We start from the raw sequence: 201 nt of genomic DNA, 5'->3' as shown, positions 1-201 counted from the left end.
GCCTCGCGGGGGGCCCCGCGGTGGTGGGGGTGCTGGTGGGGCGCCGGCTGCTGGGCATCCGGCTGCACTCCGACACCTCCGGGGTCACCCTCTCGCGCGGCCGGCCGCGCGGTCCCGGCATGGTCGCGATGCTGGCCGCCGGCTACCTCGCGCCCGCCGTCGTGGGGCTCGGTGCGGCGCTCCTGCTCGCCGACGGACGCG

At 80.6% G+C, this 201-nt stretch carries 1 protein-coding gene; it reads left to right on the top strand.

Features of this window, described 5'->3' with window-relative positions:
* Window positions 1-201 (top strand): M50 family metallopeptidase (locus QWJ41_RS21995; protein ID WP_302710624.1); only part of this gene is annotated, 201 nt, incomplete at both ends.

This window comes from Nocardioides cremeus (assembly GCF_030518195.1).
Taxonomy (GTDB): Bacteria; Actinomycetota; Actinomycetes; order Propionibacteriales; family Nocardioidaceae; genus Nocardioides; species Nocardioides cremeus.
This window is presented reverse-complemented; position numbering and strand designations above follow the sequence as displayed.